This is a genomic window from Acidocella facilis ATCC 35904, assembly GCF_000687875.1.
GTDB classification, from domain to species: domain Bacteria; phylum Pseudomonadota; class Alphaproteobacteria; order Acetobacterales; family Acetobacteraceae; genus Acidocella; species Acidocella facilis.
On record NZ_JHYG01000003.1, the window covers coordinates 21,463 to 37,200 of the forward strand.

A 15,738-nucleotide genomic window follows, 5' to 3' on the forward strand; every position below is an offset into this window, starting at 1 on the left:
GTTCAGCCATCTTCCAGATGCAGCAACAAGGCAAGCGCCAAAAACAATCCGGCCAGCGCCGGGGCCCAGGCGGCGAGGCTGACGGGGATGGCGCCGGAGGTGCCGAACTGGTTGGCGACCTCGGAGATCATGAACAGGGCGAATCCGAAACTCACGCCGGAGACCAGCATGGTTCCCGCCCCGCCGCGCCGCGAGGGGCGCATGGAAAATCCCGCCGCGACCAGCGCCATGGTGGCGCAGAGCAGCGGCAGGGCCAGCAACGTCTGGAAGGCCAGCTCATGCTGGGTGGCGGAGAAGCCGGAGCGCTTGAGCAGATGGATGAAGCCCGGCAACGCCCAGAAGGAGAGGGCGTTGGGCGAGGCGAAGCTTTCCTGCACCCGGTTGACGGTGAGGTCCGTGGGGAAATTCATCTCCGCCACCAGCTGCGGGGCCTGGTCGGGTTTCAGCACCGAGACGTTTTTCAGCGCCCAGTTGCCGCTGGAGAGGGTGGCGCTGCGCGCCTCCAGCCGTTCCAGCAGGCTGGTCTGCGGGTCCAGCCGCAGGATCGAGACCTGGTCGGCCGCCAGCTCGCGGCCCTTCAGCGTCACATCGTTCGCGTGCAGCACGGCGATGCCGCCGGGCACCAGCCCGCTATCGGTCTGGCGCACCCAGAGCGAGCCGCCATTCAGCGAGAGCGGGCCGCCGGAGGGTTTCAGATAGGCGTTATAGATCTGCTCGCCGCGCCCATACATCAGCGCCGAAAGCGGGCTGACCAGGGTGGTGCAGACCAGCCCGAGCGCGCAGGCCGCCAGCACCGGGGTGGAGAGGAACTGCCAGGCGGAGATGCCGGCGGCGCGCGCCACCACCAGCTCGGAGGAGCGGGCCAGGCGCCAGAAGGCGTAGATGCCGCCCAGCAGCACCGCGAAGGGCATGATCTGCATCATGCTCCACGGCAATCGCAGCGCTTCGATTTCCAGGATGATACCGAAGCTGGCGGCCGGCGCGGTGGCGGATTCGCGCAGCAGCTCCAGAAAATCGAACAAGGCGACCAGCCCGGTGAGCCCGGCGGTCATCGCCAGCACGGCGGTGGCGAAATGCCGGCCGAAATACCAGGACAGCGTGAGCGGAAACCTCATGCCCGCGGCGCACCCTGGCGCAGCAGCAGATAGAGCGAGACCAGCCCGGGAATGACCGCCCAGACCCAGATCAACGGCAGCAAGGCGAGGTTGCGGGCGGCGAGGTTGTTCACCCCCAGCCCCAGCGCCACCAGGGCGGTGACGATGACCACGGCGCCGATGATGCGGGTGATGCCGCCATGGCGGCGGAAGGTGCCGCCAAGGGCGGCCACCAGCGCCACCAGCGTATAGCCGAGGGTGGAGAGCGGGGCGGTGAGGCGGCGCTGCGCCTCGACGATCCATTTCGCGCGGTCCCCGGCCTCCATTGTCGCGGGCGGGTGCAGCAGCGCGCCCAGAGGTTCCTCGGCGGCGTCGTTATCCACCGGCCCGCCCGCCCGCGCGGCCTGGGCCAGGGACAGCGTGTTGCGCTCGAAGGTCAGCATGTCCAGCTGGCCGGTCTTCGGGTCGATCTGCTCGCGTGAGCCATTTTCCAGCACCACCACCGGGCCTTGCGCGGTGGTGATCAGCTCGCCGGTGCGCGCCAGGATGGTCGCCGGGGCGTTGGGGTCGCGGTTATCCTCGATGATGATCCCCTTGAGCCCGCCGGCCGGATCGCGGGATTGCACATAGACCATGATATTCGCTGAAACCGGGGTGAAGACCCCGGGCTCCAGCAGGAAGGCGGCGATCTGGTTGCGGATCTCGTACTGATAGGTGCGGAAGGTGGATAAGGTGGCCGGCACCACGCCCAGGCTCAGCCCATAGCCCAGCAGCGTCACCGCCAGCGCCAGCGCCAGCGCCGGGCGGGCGAGCTTGAGGTCCGACAGGCCGATGCCGCGCATGATGGTCAGTTCACGGTCGCCGGAGAGCCGGACATAGATGAACAGCACCACGATGAAGCAGGTGATCGGCAGGATGGTGGAGAGAAAGCTCGGCACCAGCAGCGCTGTCAGCTTCACGAACACGAACGGGGAAAGCCCGTGGCTGACGATGATCTGGATGAAGCGCAGCGACTGGGTCAGCCAGATCAGCGCCACCAGGCCGGTGGTGACCAGCGCCAGAGCCAGCGCCAGCTGGCTCAGCACATAACGGTCCAGTCGGTGGAGGAAGGGCAAGGCTTGCATCTCGGCTGCATCTCTGGCCGGGCGCGGGGGCAATGGCAAGACTGGGTGTTGCGGTTGGAACATGCCGTGACAAAACAGTCAGGAAACGGCAAAATTTTGCTTTGCACATGCCACAAAAAATCGTTGTATTTACCACAATGCAATAAGGTGGCGAAATAATGTGCTGTGCGGGCACGTCCGCGGTTTATCTGACGGATGGCGGAGTTTGCGGGGTTGTGACAGGTCCAACACTTAAGGTTGCGTTATGGCACGGGTGAAGGCGCTTGCGCGTCCGCGCCTGGCGCCGACGGACGATATGGAGGCGCAGGCCGGGCGCCTCCAGGCCCGGCTGCGCCGCTTCGGCTCCCCCGCCGCCTTGCATTACGACAAGCCGGTGGAAATCGTGCGCGGCGATGGCGCGCTTTTGTTCGATGTCGCCGGCCAGCCTTATCTGGATTTTCACGCCAAGGGCGTACTGGTCGGGCATGGCAACCCGGATGTCGCCTCCGCCGTGGCGGCGCAGACCGCGCGGCTGAACGTGCAGACCCGTTATCTGCACGATCTGGTCGATGGCTACGCCGAAAGGCTGCTGACGCTGTTTCCCGCACCGCTGGACAATGTGGTGATGACCAATTCCGGCAGCGAGGCGATGGATCTGGCGCTGCGCACGGCCCGGCTGGTGACCGGCCGGCAGGGGGTCATCGTCACGAGCGGCGCCAGCCATGGACGCACCAGCGCGGCGGCGGAGATCTCGCCGCTCTTCGCGCCGCGCGGCCTGCCGACCTATGTGCGCACCATTCCGGCCCCCAACCTGGCGATGGCCGGCAACCAGAAATTGTCGGCCTGGTTCGCGGTGCAGGTGCGTGAGGCGGCGCAGAGCCTGGCCGCCAGCGGTGCCGGCGTGGCGGCGCTGGTGGTGGACAGCGTTTTCGCCTCCGATGGCGTCTTTACCGATCCGCCGGGCTTTCTGGCCGAGGCGGCGGAGGCGGTGCGGGCCGCTGGCGGCCTGTTCATCGCCGATGAGGGCCGTGCCGGATTTGGCCGCGTGGGCGGCGTCATGTGGGGATTTGCCCGGCATGAGATGGTGCCGGATATCGTCGTGCTCGGCCGCGCCCTGGGCAATGGCTATCCGTCCGGCGCCATGCTCACCCGGCCGGATTATTTGACCCGCGCCGCCGAGGAGGCGCCGTTTTTCGCCAGTTTCGGCGCCAATCCGGTTGCCGCCGCGGCCGGCCAGGCGGTGCTGGAGACGATCGCCGAGGAGGGGTTGCTGCGCCATGCCGCCCGCGCCGGCGAGCATCTGCGTCGCGGCCTGAACAGCCTGGCGAAGAGTTTCATGCGCGTCGACATGGTGCGCGGGGCCGGGCTGATTCTGGGCGTGGACATCGCCAATCCGGAAAATGGCGAGCCGGACCCCGCCGGGGCGCGGCAGATCGTCAATATGATGAGGCAGAATTTCGTGCTGCTCGGCATTGGCGGCGTCCATGGGCAGACGTTGAAACTCTGCCCGCCGCTCTGTGTCAGCCTGGGGCAGCTGGATCTTTTCCTGGAAAAATTCCGCGCCGTGCTCGCGGCGATGGGCTGAGCCGCACCGGCCGGGGTGCGCCTATGCGTGCCGATGCCTCGACATCTGGCTGTCACATCGCTAGTTGGAGCGCGGGATCAGCAAGGCGGGACTTCTATGATTGACGATGACAAGCCGCATGAGGAGTGCGGCGTTTTCGGCGCCTGGAATGTGGCGGATGCGGCGGCGATCACGGCGCTCGGGCTGCATGCGCTGCAGCATCGCGGCCAGGAGGCGACCGGCATCGTCACCCATGACGGCGTGCGCTTTCATTCGCATAAGGGCCTCGGCCTGGTCGGCGATAATTACGGCGATGCCAAGGTGATGGCGGGGCTGCCCGGGGCGCGCGCCATCGGCCATAACCGCTACGCCACCACCGGCGACACCGTGCTGCGCAATGTGCAGCCTTTGTTCGCGGAATTCGAGTTCGGCGGCTTCGCCGTCGGCCATAACGGCAACCTCACCAACGCGCATACGCTGCGCAAGGCGCTGACCCGCCGGGGCTGCCTGTTCCAGTCCACCATGGACTCGGAAGTGTTCGTGCATCTGATCGCGATTTCGCTCTATGCCAATGTGGTCGACCGGCTGATCGATGCGATCAAGCAGGTGATCGGCGCCTATTCGCTGGTGGCGCTGACCAATGAGCAGCTGATCGGCGTGCGCGACCCGCTGGGCGTGCGCCCGCTGGTGCTGGGCAAGCTCTCCGGCGCGGATGGCAAGCCGGGCTGGGTGCTGGCTTCCGAGAGCTGCGGCCTCGATATTGTCGGCGCGGAATTCGTGCGCGACATCGACCCCGGCGAGATCGTGCTGATCGATGATAGCGGCGTGCAGAGCATCAAGCCCTTCGCGCCCACCAATCCGCGCTTCTGCGTGTTTGAATATATCTATTTCGCCCGCCCCGATTCGATCATGGAAGGCAACTCCGTCTACACCGCGCGCAAGAAGATCGGCGCACAGCTGGCGCTGGAAGCCCCGGCCAAGGCCGATGTGGTGGTGCCGGTGCCTGATTCCGGCGTGCCCTCCGCCATGGGCTTCGCCGAGGCGGCGGGGATTCCCTTTGAACTCGGCATCATCCGCAACCATTATGTCGGCCGCACCTTCATCGAGCCGACGGATCAGATCCGCCATCTTGGCGTGCGGCTCAAACATTCGGCCAACCGTGCCATGATCGAAGGCAAGAGCGTGGTGCTGGTGGATGATTCCATCGTGCGCGGCACCACCAGCCAGAAAATCGTGGCGATGGTGCGCCAGGCCGGGGCGAAGGAGGTGCATATGCGCATCGCCGGCCCGCCGACCACCCATTCCTGCTTCTACGGCATCGACACGCCCGAGCGCGGCAAGCTGCTGGCGGCGCGCAATTCCGTGGAAGAGATGGCCAGGCTGATCGGCGTCGACAGCCTCGCCTTCATCTCCATCGACGGGCTTTACAAGGCGCTGGGCAAGGAAGGCCGCGACCCGGCGGCGCCGGCCTTCTGCGATGCCTGCTTCACCGGCGATTATCCAATCTCGCTCACCGACAATGCCGAGACCCGCGAGGCGCGGCCCAGCCTGCTGGCCGAACTCAGCTAAAGCAGCATCCGATCAAACGGATTCGTTTGATCGGATAAAGTTGCTCCCTCAAACAAAAAGCTAGCGCGCATGCGCAAGCTGGCGGCTGGCGGCGGGCGCGGGCGCTGAGAGCTCGAAAAGCAGCAGCAGGCCGCTCAGCTGTTTCGCCTGCGCTTCCAGCGTGTGGATCACCGCCGTCGCTTCCTCCACCATGGCGGCATTTTGCTGGGTCACCTGGTCCAGATCGGTCACCGCGCTGCTGACCTCGCGCAGGCTCGCCGCCTGCTGCACGGTTTTGCCGGAAATATCCTGCACTGCCTGGTCGATCTGCTTCACCTCGTCGACGATATGCCCCATCAACCCGTTCACGTCGCGCACCAGCCTGACGCCGGTTTCCACCTCGGCGCCGGCATTGGCGATCAGCGCCTTGATCTCCTTGGAGGCATCGGCGGAGCGCTGGGCGAGGCTGCGGATTTCGGTGGCGACCACGGCAAAGCCGCGTCCCGCCTCGCCGGCGCGCGCCGCCTCCACCCCGGCATTGAGCGCCAGCAAATTGGTCTGGAAGGCGATTTCATCGATCACCCCGATGATTTCGGTGATCCTGGCGGAAGCGTCTTCGATCCGCTGCATCGCCGCGGTGGCCTGGTGCAGCACCTTGCCGGATTGATCCGCATGATCGCGCGCGCCGGTGGCCAGCCCCTGGGTCTGGGCGACGAAGGCGGCGGTGCTCTGCACCGAGCCGTTGATCTCATTGAGCGCCGCCGCGGTCTGCTCCAATGTCGCGGCCTGGCGCTCGGTCCGCTGGGATAGATCCTCCGAGGCCTGCATGATCTCCCGGGCCCCGCCGGAGACCTCGTCCGCCCCGGCCTGGATCGCCTGCATGGCCTGCGCGAAGGTTTCGAAGGCCTGGTTGAGATCCGCCCGCACGCCCTCGAACGCGGCCGCCAGCCTGGTGGTCACACGGTGGCCAAGGCGGCCTTTCGCCATGGCCGACAAGCCTTCGGAGAGGGCGTGCAGGGCTTCGCCCTGCGCGGCGGCGGCACAGCGCTGCTCGTCCTCGGCGAGGCGCCGCTGGTCCTCGTAGCTCTGCCGTTGCTCAACCGCCGCAAGCGTATCGGCGGCCGCCGCCTCATTCAGCCGTCCCAGCAGGGCAAGGCCGCCGGCGAAGCTCGCCGGCATACGGTTTTGCGTGGTCACGCTGGTTTTCAGCACCCCGACATAGAGCACGCCGATCACCTCGCCGGCGGCGAGCAGCGGTTCATAATAGCTGTAATAATCCTGGCCGAGGATCTGCGCCTCGCCCCGATAGGCGATTTTGCGGGTGAACAGCGCCTGATGCGCCGGGCCGGGGGCGAGCCTGGTGCCGATGGCCCGCTGCCCGTTCGGCTGGGTGACATTGGTGGCGATGCGTTCATCGCGCAGGAAAATCGTCGCGGTGCCGCCATGGGCGGCGCGGATGGAATCGACGATCTCGGTATTCCCATGCAGGCAGGTTTCGCCAAAAAACAGCTTGCCGTCCGCCAGCCGGGGCGGGCCGAGCCGGGCCAGGGCGGCGCGCAGCGCATCGATATTGCGGTCCAGCCCAAGCTGGGCGCGCACCGCCGCCTGCCGGGCGGTGGCCTCCGCCACCAGCCTGGAGAGGGCGCGCAGATCATCCCGCCGCTGGCGCCTGCACCACCAAATCCCGGCGGCGAGAGCCAAAAGTTCGAGACAAATCAAAGCGTATAGCATGAAAACCAGCCCCTTGTTGGGTTTCCAGCTGATTTTAATCGGCGCATGCTAAGCCGCGCTTAATGGAGGGGCAGGATTTGCCCGGCCGTGCCGAACCGGATAACAGCGCCGCATTCATCCCAGAGGCGGGACGCCCAGATGCGCGTGTTACAGATCATGGCCGGCGCCAAGAATGGCGGCGCCGAGCTTTACTCCACCGACATCATGCTCAGCCTGCACGAGGCGGGGCTGGAGCAGCGCATCGTCATGCGAAGCGCGGCGCCGCGCTTCGCCGAGCTGGCCAAGGCCGGGCTTTCGATGGCGCCCGAGGTGCTGGCCGCCCCCTTGCGCCCGCTGCAACGCCGGCGGCTGGCGCGGCTGATCCGCGATTATCAACCGGACATCATCCATTGCTGGATGCGAAGGGCGGTGAGCCTGGTCGCCCCCGGCGCCGCGCCGGCGATCATCGGCTGGTACGGAGATTATGAGGAGCAGCAAAAGCATTTCTCCGCCTGCACGGATTTCATCGGGGTGACGCAGGATCTGGTCCGCCACGCTTATGCGAGCGGCGCTGCCCCCGGCAGCGCGTTTTATGTGCCGACCTTCCCGTCGGTGGAAGAGGCGGCGCCGATTGCCAAGCAAACCCTCGGCACGCCGCCTGAGCGCAAGGCGCTGCTGATCCTCTCCCGGCTGCATCAGGTGAAGGGGATCGACACGGCCCTGCACGCGCTGGCGCAACTGCCCGATTGCGATCTCTGGATCGCCGGCTCCGGCCCGGAGGAGGCGGCGCTGAAGGCGCTGGCGGCGCGGCTGGGCGTGGCTGAGCGGGCGAAATTCCTGGGTTGGCGAAATGATCGCGGGGCGCTGCTGCGCGGCGCGGATATCTGCCTGCTGCCCTCGCGCTACGAGCCCTTCGGCACGGTGATATTGGATGCCTGGTCCACCGCCACCCCGTTCATCGCCTGCGAGTCGGACGGGCCGCGCGCCACCATCCGCAATGGCGAGAACGGCATGATGGTGCCGGCCGACGATCCCGCTTCGCTCGCCGGGGCGATTCGCGCGGTGCTGGACGATCCGGCCTTGCGCGCGCGCATCGCCCAGACCGGCCTTGCCGAATATCAGGCCGGTTTCACCCGCGCGGTGGTGACGCAGCGGATGCTGGAGACGTACCAGGCGATTCTGGCCCGGCACGCAGCGCCAGCAGCATCGGCAGCCAGATAATATACCAGAGCGGCGAGGGGCCCTTGATCACCTGGGTCAGGTCCGACAGGCCGGAGACCAGCGGCACGGCGAGCAGCGCCAGCGCCAGGGCGCGCTGAAAGCCGCGCTGCCGGCGCAGCACATGCCGGCAGAGCAGGATCTGGCAGAGCCCGTACAGCGCGAAGCCGACCAGCCCGCTATAGACCAGCAGCGAGAGATAAAGATTATGCGGGCTCGGATAGGCCGGGCAGGCGCCGTGCGGCAAGATCGGCAGCCGGGCGGACGGGCCATAGCCGATCACCGGCTGCGCCAGGAACAGCCCCCAGGCGGTGCGCCAGATGGTGATATGGCAATCCGTGCCGCGGGCCAGGAAATTGCCGATCACCGCTTTCACCCAGACCGGGCGCATCAGCACGACGCCCGCCAGCGCCGCCAGCGCGCAGAGCCCGGCAATGACCAGGGCCCGGAAGGCGCGCCAGCTGCTCAGCCCCAGCATCATCACCCCCACCGCCAGCGAGAGCAAAGCGGTGCGGCTGCCATTCAGCGGCAGATAGACCAGCATCGGCACCAAAGCGGTGGCGTAGAGCCAGCGCCGCGGCCCGGCCTCGGCGATGCGCCCCAGCGTCAGCAGCACGCAGATGACGATGACCGAGGCGCCCCAGACCGGGGTTTTCAGCGCCCCCCAGCCGCCGAGCCGGCCCGTCCAGTGGTCCTGCACCGCGAACAGCGCGATGGAGAGCAGCGCCGTCGGCACCGCGCAAAGGATGAAGGCGCTGACCGCGCGGCGGCGGGCGCTGGCATCCTGGCGGGTGGCGAAGTCGAAACAGAGCAGGAAGGCGAGGGTGCAGAGCGCATTCAGCAGCCAATAGCCATGGCCGTCCCCCTGGCCGGAAATATTGCGGTCCCAGGCGATGGTGAGGCTGGACCAGGCCCAGAGGGCGAGCATGGCCAGCAGCGGGCGGTTTGCGGCATCCGGCCGCGCACCGCGCCAGAGCTGCCAGCCTATGGTGGGCAGGCCGAGGATATAAAAGAAGGTGGACCAGGCGGCATTGCTGGGCAGCAGCAGCCCGGCCGCGAGGGTGAGCGGCAGCGCCAGGCGCGGTGTGAACAGAAAGCCAGGGTGCCAGCGTCGCCAGCCGGCCTCAACAGGGCGCATCGCAGCTTTGGAGGGGAGAGCCATATGCGCATGGCGATGGCGCAGCGATGCGGCAGGTGTCAAGGCCACCCCCGGGGCTGGCGGTTTCGTTGACTTCGCCGCCCCCTTCGCGTAACGCCGCAACCAGCCGTATATCAAGGACATCAGCCCGCCCATGCTCCGGATCGTGCATATCGGCTACGCCCCGGTATCGCTGAAAAGCCTCAACCAGCACGCCACCGGCATCAAGCTCTGCAACGGCTTCATCCGCAACGGGCATCAGGTGCTGGCGCTTTCGGACCGGGATCTGGCGCGTGGCTTCGGTTTTGGCCACAGGCGGCTGGGGCGCGGGCCGTTCAACCGGATGATCCGCGATTATTGCCGGGCGCATAGGCCAGAGCTGCTGGTGCTCGGCCATGCGGATATGGTGGATGCAGAGACGATTGCGGCCATTCGCGGTGATCTGCCGGGCTTGCGGGTGGTGCAATGGAATGTCGATCCGCTGTTCGAGCCGGATAATATCCGCCGTATCGAGGGCAAGCTGGGGGTGGTGGACCTGACTTTGGTGAGCACCGCCGGCGCCTCGATGGCCGCGCTGCGCCGCCCTGGCGTGCGGGTCGGCTTCATGCCCAATCCGGTGGATCTCTCGATCGAGCGCGGGCGGATGGATGAGGTGGAAACCCCGGATTTCGATATTTTCTATGCCTGCGGCAACCCCTCGCGCCCGCCGCGCCATGTCTGCGGGCAGGATTGGGATATGCGTGAGTTCGTGGCCGGGCTGCGGGCGCGGCTGCCGGGCCTGCGCTGGCTGACACCGGGGATCGACCGGCCCTTCCTCAATGGCGCGGCCTATCAGGCGGCGCTTTGCCAGGCCGGGATGGGGCTGAATATCAGCCGGCGGGGGGATGATTTCCTCTATAGCTCGGACCGGCTGGCGCATCTCACCGGCAATGGCCAGCTCGCCTTCATCGAGCGCGCCACCGGCTATGACCGGTTTTTCGGCGAGGATGAGATGGGGTTTTTCTCCTCGCTGGAGGAGCTGGCGGAGATGCTGGCGCGCTATAAGGCCGAGCCCCGGGCGCGGATGCGCGCGGCGGCGGCGGGGCGGGCGCGCTATGCGGAATTGTTCAATGAGCGCCGGGTGGCGGCCTATATCGTCGAGGCTGCTTTCGGCGAAACGCGGGAGAGCGACTATCCCTGGCCGGACCATCCGGCCTGAGGATTGTGCAACCTTGCCCCGCTCCGTCTTGCCCCTCTTCGTCTTGTTATGGTCCATTCCGGCGCTACATGCTGTCTTCGAATTCAGAATTTTAGGTGATTGAAAATGTCCGATCTCGTTCCTGTCACCGTCCTCACCGGCTATCTGGGGGCGGGCAAGACCACGTTGCTCAACCATCTGCTCACCGGCACGCATGGCAAGAAATATGCTGTCGTGATCAATGAGTTTGGTGAGCTGGGGGTGGATAACGACCTCGTCGTGGATAGCGATGAGGAAGTGTTCGAGATGAATAATGGCTGCATCTGCTGCACGGTGCGCGGCGATCTGATCCGCATCGTCAGCGGGCTGATGAAGCGCAGCCAGAAATTCGATGGCATCATCGTCGAGACCACCGGGCTGGCCAACCCGGCCCCGGTGGCGCAGACCTTCTTCGTGGACGAGGATGTGAAGGCCAAGACCCGGCTGGATGCGATCGTGACCGTGGTGGATGCCAAGCATTTCCTCACCCGGCTGGAGGATAGCCCGGAGGCGGCCGACCAGGTGGCGTTTGCCGATGTGATCGTGCTGAACAAGCTGGATCTGGTGACGCCGGAGGAGCTGGCGGCGGTGGAGGCGAAGATCAAATCCATCAACCCCTATGCGGTGATCAAAAAGACCACCAAGGGCGATGTGCCGGCGGATCAACTGCTGGGTCTGGGCGCGTTCGACCTCAAGCGCGTGCTGGCGAATGTGCCGGACTTCCTGGAAGAGGACAGCCACACCCATAATGAGCATCTGACCTCGATCAGCCTCTCCACCGACAAGCCGCTCTCGGCGCAGAAATTCAACACCTGGATCGGCCATATCTTGCAGAGCCAGGGGCAGAATATTCTGCGCACCAAGGGTATCCTGAATTATGAGGGCGAGGAGCGGCGCTTTGCCTTCCAGGCTGTGCATATGATCGCCGATGGGGATTTCCTGGCGCCCTGGAAGGCGGATGAAAAGCGGGTGAGCCGCATCGTCTTCATCGGCCGCGACCTCAACCGCCCGGCTTTGCGCCGGGGCTTTGAGAGCTGCGCTGCCTGAGCTGAACCATCTGAGCTGAGCGGCCATGCTGTGCCGGGATCTCGGCTGGGTCGAGCCCGGCGCGGCCTTCGCGGCGCTGGCGGAGGAGGCGCCGCTGGTGTTTCTGGACAGCGCCGCTGGCGGGGATGAGCGGGCGAAGCTCAGCTATATCGGGCTGGAGCCCTGCGCGGTGCTGGACCTGGCCCGGGCCGATGAGCTGCCGGGTTGGCTGGCTTCTGCCCGGCCCGAGGATGATGCCTGCCCGCCGGACTGGCCGTTTGCCTTCAAAGGCGGGGCGATGGGCTGGCTCGGCTATGGCGCCGGGCTGACGCAAGCCGGGATTGAGTCCCGCCACGCGCCGATTCCCGGCTTGCCCGAAGGCTGGTTCGGCATGTTCGATCTGGTGCTGGGGTTCGACCATGCGGCGCGACGGCTTTGCGTGCTGGCCGGGGATCGGCCAGGGCAGGGGGCGCAGGCGCGGATTGCGGCGCTGGCGGCCCGGCTGCGGCAACCCGCCGCGCTGCCGCCAGGGCCGAAGCCGGACTGGCAAGAGGAGACGCCGCGCGCGGCGTATGAGGCGCGGGTGGAGAGGGTGCGGGCTTATATCGGCGCCGGGGATGTGTTCCAGGCGAATTTCACCGCCCGCTTCACCGCCGCGCTGCCCCCGGGTTTTTCGCCCGCCGCTTATTATGCCGCCTTGCGCCGCCGCAGCCCCGCGCCGTTCGCGGCCTTTATCGAAACCGGGCGTGGGGCGGCCTTGTGCAGCGCCTCGCCGGAGCGGTTCTTGTCCGTGACTGCCGCCGGGGCGGTGGAGACGCGGCCGATCAAAGGCACCGCCCGGCGCGAGGCCTGCCCGCGGGAGGATGCGCGGGCCGCCGCTTCCTTGCGGGACAATCCGAAGGAGCGGGCGGAGAATCTGATGATCACCGATCTGCTGCGCAATGATCTCGGCCAGCTTTGCGAAATCGGCTCGGTGCAGGTGCCGGAACTCTTCGCGGTGGAAAGCTTTGCCCAGGCGCATCATCTGGTTTCCGCCGTCACCGGACAGCTGCGCCCCGGGGTGGGGGCGGCGGATCTGCTGCTGGCCTGCTCACCCGGCGGCTCCATCACCGGGGCGCCGAAGCATCGGGCGATGCAGATTATCGACGAGCTGGAGGATGGCGCGCGCGGCGCCTATTGCGGCGCCCTCGCCTGGATCGGGCTGGATGGGGCGATGGATAGCGCCATCATCATCCGCACCGCGGTGGCCACGCCTGAGTGCCTCTACGCCCAGGCCGGGGGCGGCATCACCTGGGACAGCGATCCGGCTTCGGAGTATGAGGAGATGATGCTGAAACTCTCCCCTTTGATCGCGCATGGCTGAGATCGTCTGGCTGAACGGGCGGCTGCTGCCGGCGGCGGCGGCGATGGTCCCGGTGACGGATCGCGGCTTCACGCTGGGGGACGGGATTTTCGAAACGCTGCGATTGAGCGGCGGCGTGGCGCTGGACGCGGCGGCGCATTTTGCGCGCTTGGCGGCGGGCGCCAGGCTGCTGCGGCTGGCGCTGCCCTTCGACGCGGACGAAATGGCCGAGATTCTGGCGCAAACCGCCGCCGCCAATGGAATTACGGAGGGCGGCGCGCGGCTGACCCTCACCCGTGGCCCCGGCCCGCGCGGGTTGTTGCCGCCCGCTGAACCCCGCCCGACCGTGCTGGCCACGGCCTTTCCCCTGCCCGCGCCGGGGCCGGTGCAGGCGATCATTTGCCGCTCGATCGCGCGTGATGAAACCTCGCCGCTCTCACAGGTGAAGACGCTGAATTATCTGCCGCACATTCTGGCCCGGCAGGAGGCTGAGGCGGCCGGGGCGCAGGAGGCGATTTTGCTCAACCGCGCCGGGCGGGTGGCCTGTGCCAGCATCGGCAATCTGCTGGTGAAATATGAGAGGGTGTGGCTCACGCCGCCTTTGGCGGAGGGCGCGCTGCCCGGCATTCACCGCGCCAAACTGTTGGCGTCCGGTACGGTGGCGGAGGCGGTTATCAGCGTCGAGATGCTGCGCGCCGCGCGGGCGCTGGCGGTGTGCAATGTGCTGGCGCTGCGGCCGGTTCAGGCCCTGGATGGGGTGGCGCTGCCGGAGATGACGACGCCTGAGTGATCCGCATCAGGGCGATCAGCCTATGGTTCCGCGGTTTGCCCGTGGCATCAAGGGGTATACTCGCCTGCGGCGACGTGCAGCGAAGCTGAGCGCCCTTGACGCCACGGACAAACCGCGAAGCGGCTTGGGAGCGGCAAATGGCGGGATGGATGCCGATCCGGGGAGCGTTTGCGAAGCCGCTAATCCACCAGCGCGAATTTATCCACGTCCACCACGCCCATATCGGTGATCTTCAGATGCGGGATCACCGGCAGCGGCAGGAAGGCGAGATGCAGAAAGGGCTCGGCCAGCTCGCAGCCCATGGCGCGGGTGGCGGCGCGCAGGGCAATCAGCTCCTCGCGCACCGCCTCGGCGGATTTCACCGACATCAGCCCGGCCATCTTCAGCGGCAGTTCGCCGACCACCTGGCCGTTCGCCACCGCGACGAAGCCGCCGCCCAGCTCCACCAGCCGGTTCACCGCCAGCGCCATCTGCGCATCGTCGGTGCCGGCGACGCAGACATTATGGCTGTCATGCCCGACCGAGGAGGCCAGCGCGCCATTCTTCAGCCCAAACCCCTTCACGAAGCCGCGCCCGATATTGCGGTTCTTGCCATGCCGGGCCAGCACCGCGATTTTCAGCACGTCATTCGCCAGATCCGGCAGGCGCTCGCCATTGCGGTAGGGCAGCGTCATGGTCAGATGCTCGGTGACGATCTTGTCACGCAAAATGCCGATCACCGCGGTGGTCGGGCCGGTGCCGGGGGTGCGGAAATCCTCTGGGCTCACCTTTTCCAGCTTCATGCTTTCCAGCCCGACAAAGCCGGGCAGGGCGCGGGCGGCGAAATCGATCTCCTCCACCAGTCGCCCGCCAGCGATGACCCGCTTCACCGCGCAGGCCTCCAGATCCTCCAGCAGCACGATATCCGCGCGCTGCCCGGGCGCGATCAGCCCGCGATCCCGCAGCCCAAAGCCCCGCGCGGCGGCGTAGGAGACGGCGCGGTAGGCGTGCAGCGGCGCCACACCGGAGGCGATGGCCTTGCGCACGGAATAATCCAGATGGCCCTCGGTAAAAATATCCAGCGGGTTGCGGTCATCGGTGCAGAAGGAGCAGTTGAGCGAGGTCTCCGGCGTCAAAGCCGGGCTCAGTGTCGTCACGTCGCGGGTGACGGTGCCTTCGCGGATCAGCAGATGCACGCCCTTGCGCAATTTCTCCCAGGCCTCGGGCAGGGAGGTGGTTTCGTGGCAATTGCGGATGCCGCAGGAGAGATAGGCATTCAGCTCCCGGCCCGAGAGTTTCGGCGCATGGCCATCGATATGCTCGCCGGCGAAGGCGTAGAGTTTTTCCATCACCACCGGGTCTTTATGCAAAACCCCGGGAAAATTCATGAACTCCGCCAGGCCGAGGACTTTCGGGTGGGAAAGGAAGGGCAGCAGATCGCCGGCGCGCAGCTCGGCCCCGGAGGTTTCCAGCCCGGTGGCGGGCACACAGCTGGAGAGCTGCACGCGCAGATCCATCGCCAAAGCCTCAGCGCTTTGGGTGAAATACGCCAGCCCCTGCGCGCCGAGCACGTTGCAGATCTCATGCGGGTCGCAGATCGCCGTGGTGGTGCCGCGCGGCAGCACGATGCGGTCGAACTCGCCAGGTGCGACCAAGGTGGATTCGCAATGCACATGGGTATCGATAAAGCCCGGCACGGCGAACAGGCCACGCCCGTCAATCTCGCGCACCCCCTGATAGCTCTCATAGGTGCCGATGATGCGGTTGCCGGTGATGGCGATGTCGCTGACCGCGATCTCACCGGTGATCAGGTTGAGGATGCTGGCACCCTTGATGACCAGATCGGCTTGGGTGCGGCCGATGGCCTGGTCGATGCAGCGTTCAAGAAAGCCCGGAGGCAGTTTGGCTTTGGTCTCCATGACCCATGATACAGAGAGGGGCGGCGCTGGCCAGACGTAATTTCGTGAGGCAGCCTTGTTCGAGGCTCATTATATTTTCGACATGACAGGC

At 66.6% G+C, this 15,738-nt stretch carries 12 protein-coding genes; 7 read left to right on the top strand and 5 right to left on the bottom strand.

All coding sequences use genetic code 11. The features are described 5' to 3' along the window. Positions 1-2: 2 nt before the first annotated feature. Both lptG and lptF read right to left on the bottom strand, forming a co-directional pair. Complete coding sequence (gene lptG, locus T331_RS0104740; RefSeq protein ID WP_008493975.1) at positions 3-1,115, bottom strand: LPS export ABC transporter permease LptG; 1,113 nt, start codon at positions 1,113-1,115, stop codon at positions 3-5. Then, on the bottom strand, positions 1,112-2,218 hold the full coding sequence (gene lptF / locus T331_RS0104745; RefSeq protein WP_026439218.1) for an LPS export ABC transporter permease LptF: 1,107 nt from the start codon (positions 2,216-2,218) through the stop codon (positions 1,112-1,114). Before lptF ends, lptG begins: the two co-directional genes overlap by 4 nt. 244 nt (positions 2,219-2,462) lie before the next feature. On the opposite strand from lptF, the gene T331_RS0104750 reads away from it, so the two are divergent. Both T331_RS0104750 and purF read left to right on the top strand, forming a co-directional pair. Beyond that, entirely contained in the window at positions 2,463-3,782 is a 1,320-nt protein-coding gene (locus T331_RS0104750; RefSeq protein WP_026439219.1) for an aspartate aminotransferase family protein, read from the top strand. A 96-nt stretch (positions 3,783-3,878) separates the two neighbouring features. Further along, positions 3,879-5,330 (top strand): amidophosphoribosyltransferase, encoded by a 1,452-nt coding sequence (gene purF / locus T331_RS0104755; RefSeq protein ID WP_026439220.1) that lies wholly within the window; start codon positions 3,879-3,881, stop codon positions 5,328-5,330. A gap of 60 nt (positions 5,331-5,390) precedes the next feature. Here the strand turns inward: purF and T331_RS17330 are convergent, their stop codons facing one another. Then, positions 5,391-7,040 (bottom strand): methyl-accepting chemotaxis protein, encoded by a 1,650-nt coding sequence (locus T331_RS17330; RefSeq protein WP_081822129.1) that lies wholly within the window; start codon positions 7,038-7,040, stop codon positions 5,391-5,393. 138 nt (positions 7,041-7,178) lie between these two features. Here T331_RS17330 and T331_RS17335 point away from each other — a divergent pair, with 138 nt between their 5' ends. Further along, positions 7,179-8,240 (top strand): glycosyltransferase family 4 protein, encoded by a 1,062-nt coding sequence (locus T331_RS17335; protein ID WP_035179273.1) that lies wholly within the window; start codon positions 7,179-7,181, stop codon positions 8,238-8,240. On the opposite strand, the gene T331_RS0104770 is transcribed toward T331_RS17335, so the two are convergent. Then, entirely contained in the window at positions 8,149-9,375 is a 1,227-nt protein-coding gene (locus T331_RS0104770) for an O-antigen ligase family protein (protein ID WP_026439221.1), read from the bottom strand. The genes T331_RS17335 and T331_RS0104770 overlap by 92 nt on opposite strands. Positions 9,376-9,529: 154 nt before the next feature. Here T331_RS0104770 and T331_RS0104775 point away from each other — a divergent pair, with 154 nt between their 5' ends. From T331_RS0104775 to T331_RS0104790, 4 genes are all read left to right on the top strand, one after another. Beyond that, entirely contained in the window at positions 9,530-10,573 is a 1,044-nt protein-coding gene (locus T331_RS0104775) for a glycosyltransferase family protein (protein ID WP_026439222.1), read from the top strand. Between the two features lie 105 nt (positions 10,574-10,678). Further along, complete coding sequence (locus T331_RS0104780; RefSeq protein WP_035179275.1) at positions 10,679-11,638, top strand: CobW family GTP-binding protein; 960 nt, start codon at positions 10,679-10,681, stop codon at positions 11,636-11,638. 25 nt (positions 11,639-11,663) lie between these two features. Further along, a complete protein-coding gene (locus tag T331_RS0104785; protein ID WP_026439224.1) occupies positions 11,664-12,980 on the top strand; it encodes an anthranilate synthase component I family protein in 1,317 nt (438 codons plus the stop codon). Then, a complete protein-coding gene (locus T331_RS0104790) occupies positions 12,973-13,749 on the top strand; it encodes an aminotransferase class IV (RefSeq protein WP_026439225.1) in 777 nt (258 codons plus the stop codon). Before T331_RS0104785 ends, T331_RS0104790 begins: the two co-directional genes overlap by 8 nt. A 179-nt stretch (positions 13,750-13,928) precedes the next feature. On the opposite strand, the gene ade is transcribed toward T331_RS0104790, so the two are convergent. Next, a complete protein-coding gene (ade, locus tag T331_RS0104795; RefSeq protein ID WP_026439226.1) occupies positions 13,929-15,647 on the bottom strand; it encodes an adenine deaminase in 1,719 nt (572 codons plus the stop codon). Positions 15,648-15,738 lie beyond the last annotated feature (91 nt).

Coding starts and splice junctions, on each gene's coding strand:
- lptG (WP_008493975.1), bottom strand. CDS start 1,115: ATGAGGTTTCCGCTCACGCTGTCCTGGTATTTCGGCCGGCATTTCGCC.
- lptF (WP_026439218.1), bottom strand. CDS start 2,218: ATGCAAGCCTTGCCCTTCCTCCACCGACTGGACCGTTATGTGCTGAGC.
- T331_RS0104750 (WP_026439219.1), top strand. CDS start 2,463: ATGGCACGGGTGAAGGCGCTTGCGCGTCCGCGCCTGGCGCCGACGGAC.
- purF (WP_026439220.1), top strand. CDS start 3,879: ATGATTGACGATGACAAGCCGCATGAGGAGTGCGGCGTTTTCGGCGCC.
- T331_RS17330 (WP_081822129.1), bottom strand. CDS start 7,040: ATGCTATACGCTTTGATTTGTCTCGAACTTTTGGCTCTCGCCGCCGGG.
- T331_RS17335 (WP_035179273.1), top strand. CDS start 7,179: ATGCGCGTGTTACAGATCATGGCCGGCGCCAAGAATGGCGGCGCCGAG.
- T331_RS0104770 (WP_026439221.1), bottom strand. CDS start 9,375: ATGCGCCCTGTTGAGGCCGGCTGGCGACGCTGGCACCCTGGCTTTCTG.
- T331_RS0104775 (WP_026439222.1), top strand. CDS start 9,530: ATGCTCCGGATCGTGCATATCGGCTACGCCCCGGTATCGCTGAAAAGC.
- T331_RS0104780 (WP_035179275.1), top strand. CDS start 10,679: ATGTCCGATCTCGTTCCTGTCACCGTCCTCACCGGCTATCTGGGGGCG.
- T331_RS0104785 (WP_026439224.1), top strand. CDS start 11,664: ATGCTGTGCCGGGATCTCGGCTGGGTCGAGCCCGGCGCGGCCTTCGCG.
- T331_RS0104790 (WP_026439225.1), top strand. CDS start 12,973: ATGGCTGAGATCGTCTGGCTGAACGGGCGGCTGCTGCCGGCGGCGGCG.
- ade (WP_026439226.1), bottom strand. CDS start 15,647: ATGGAGACCAAAGCCAAACTGCCTCCGGGCTTTCTTGAACGCTGCATC.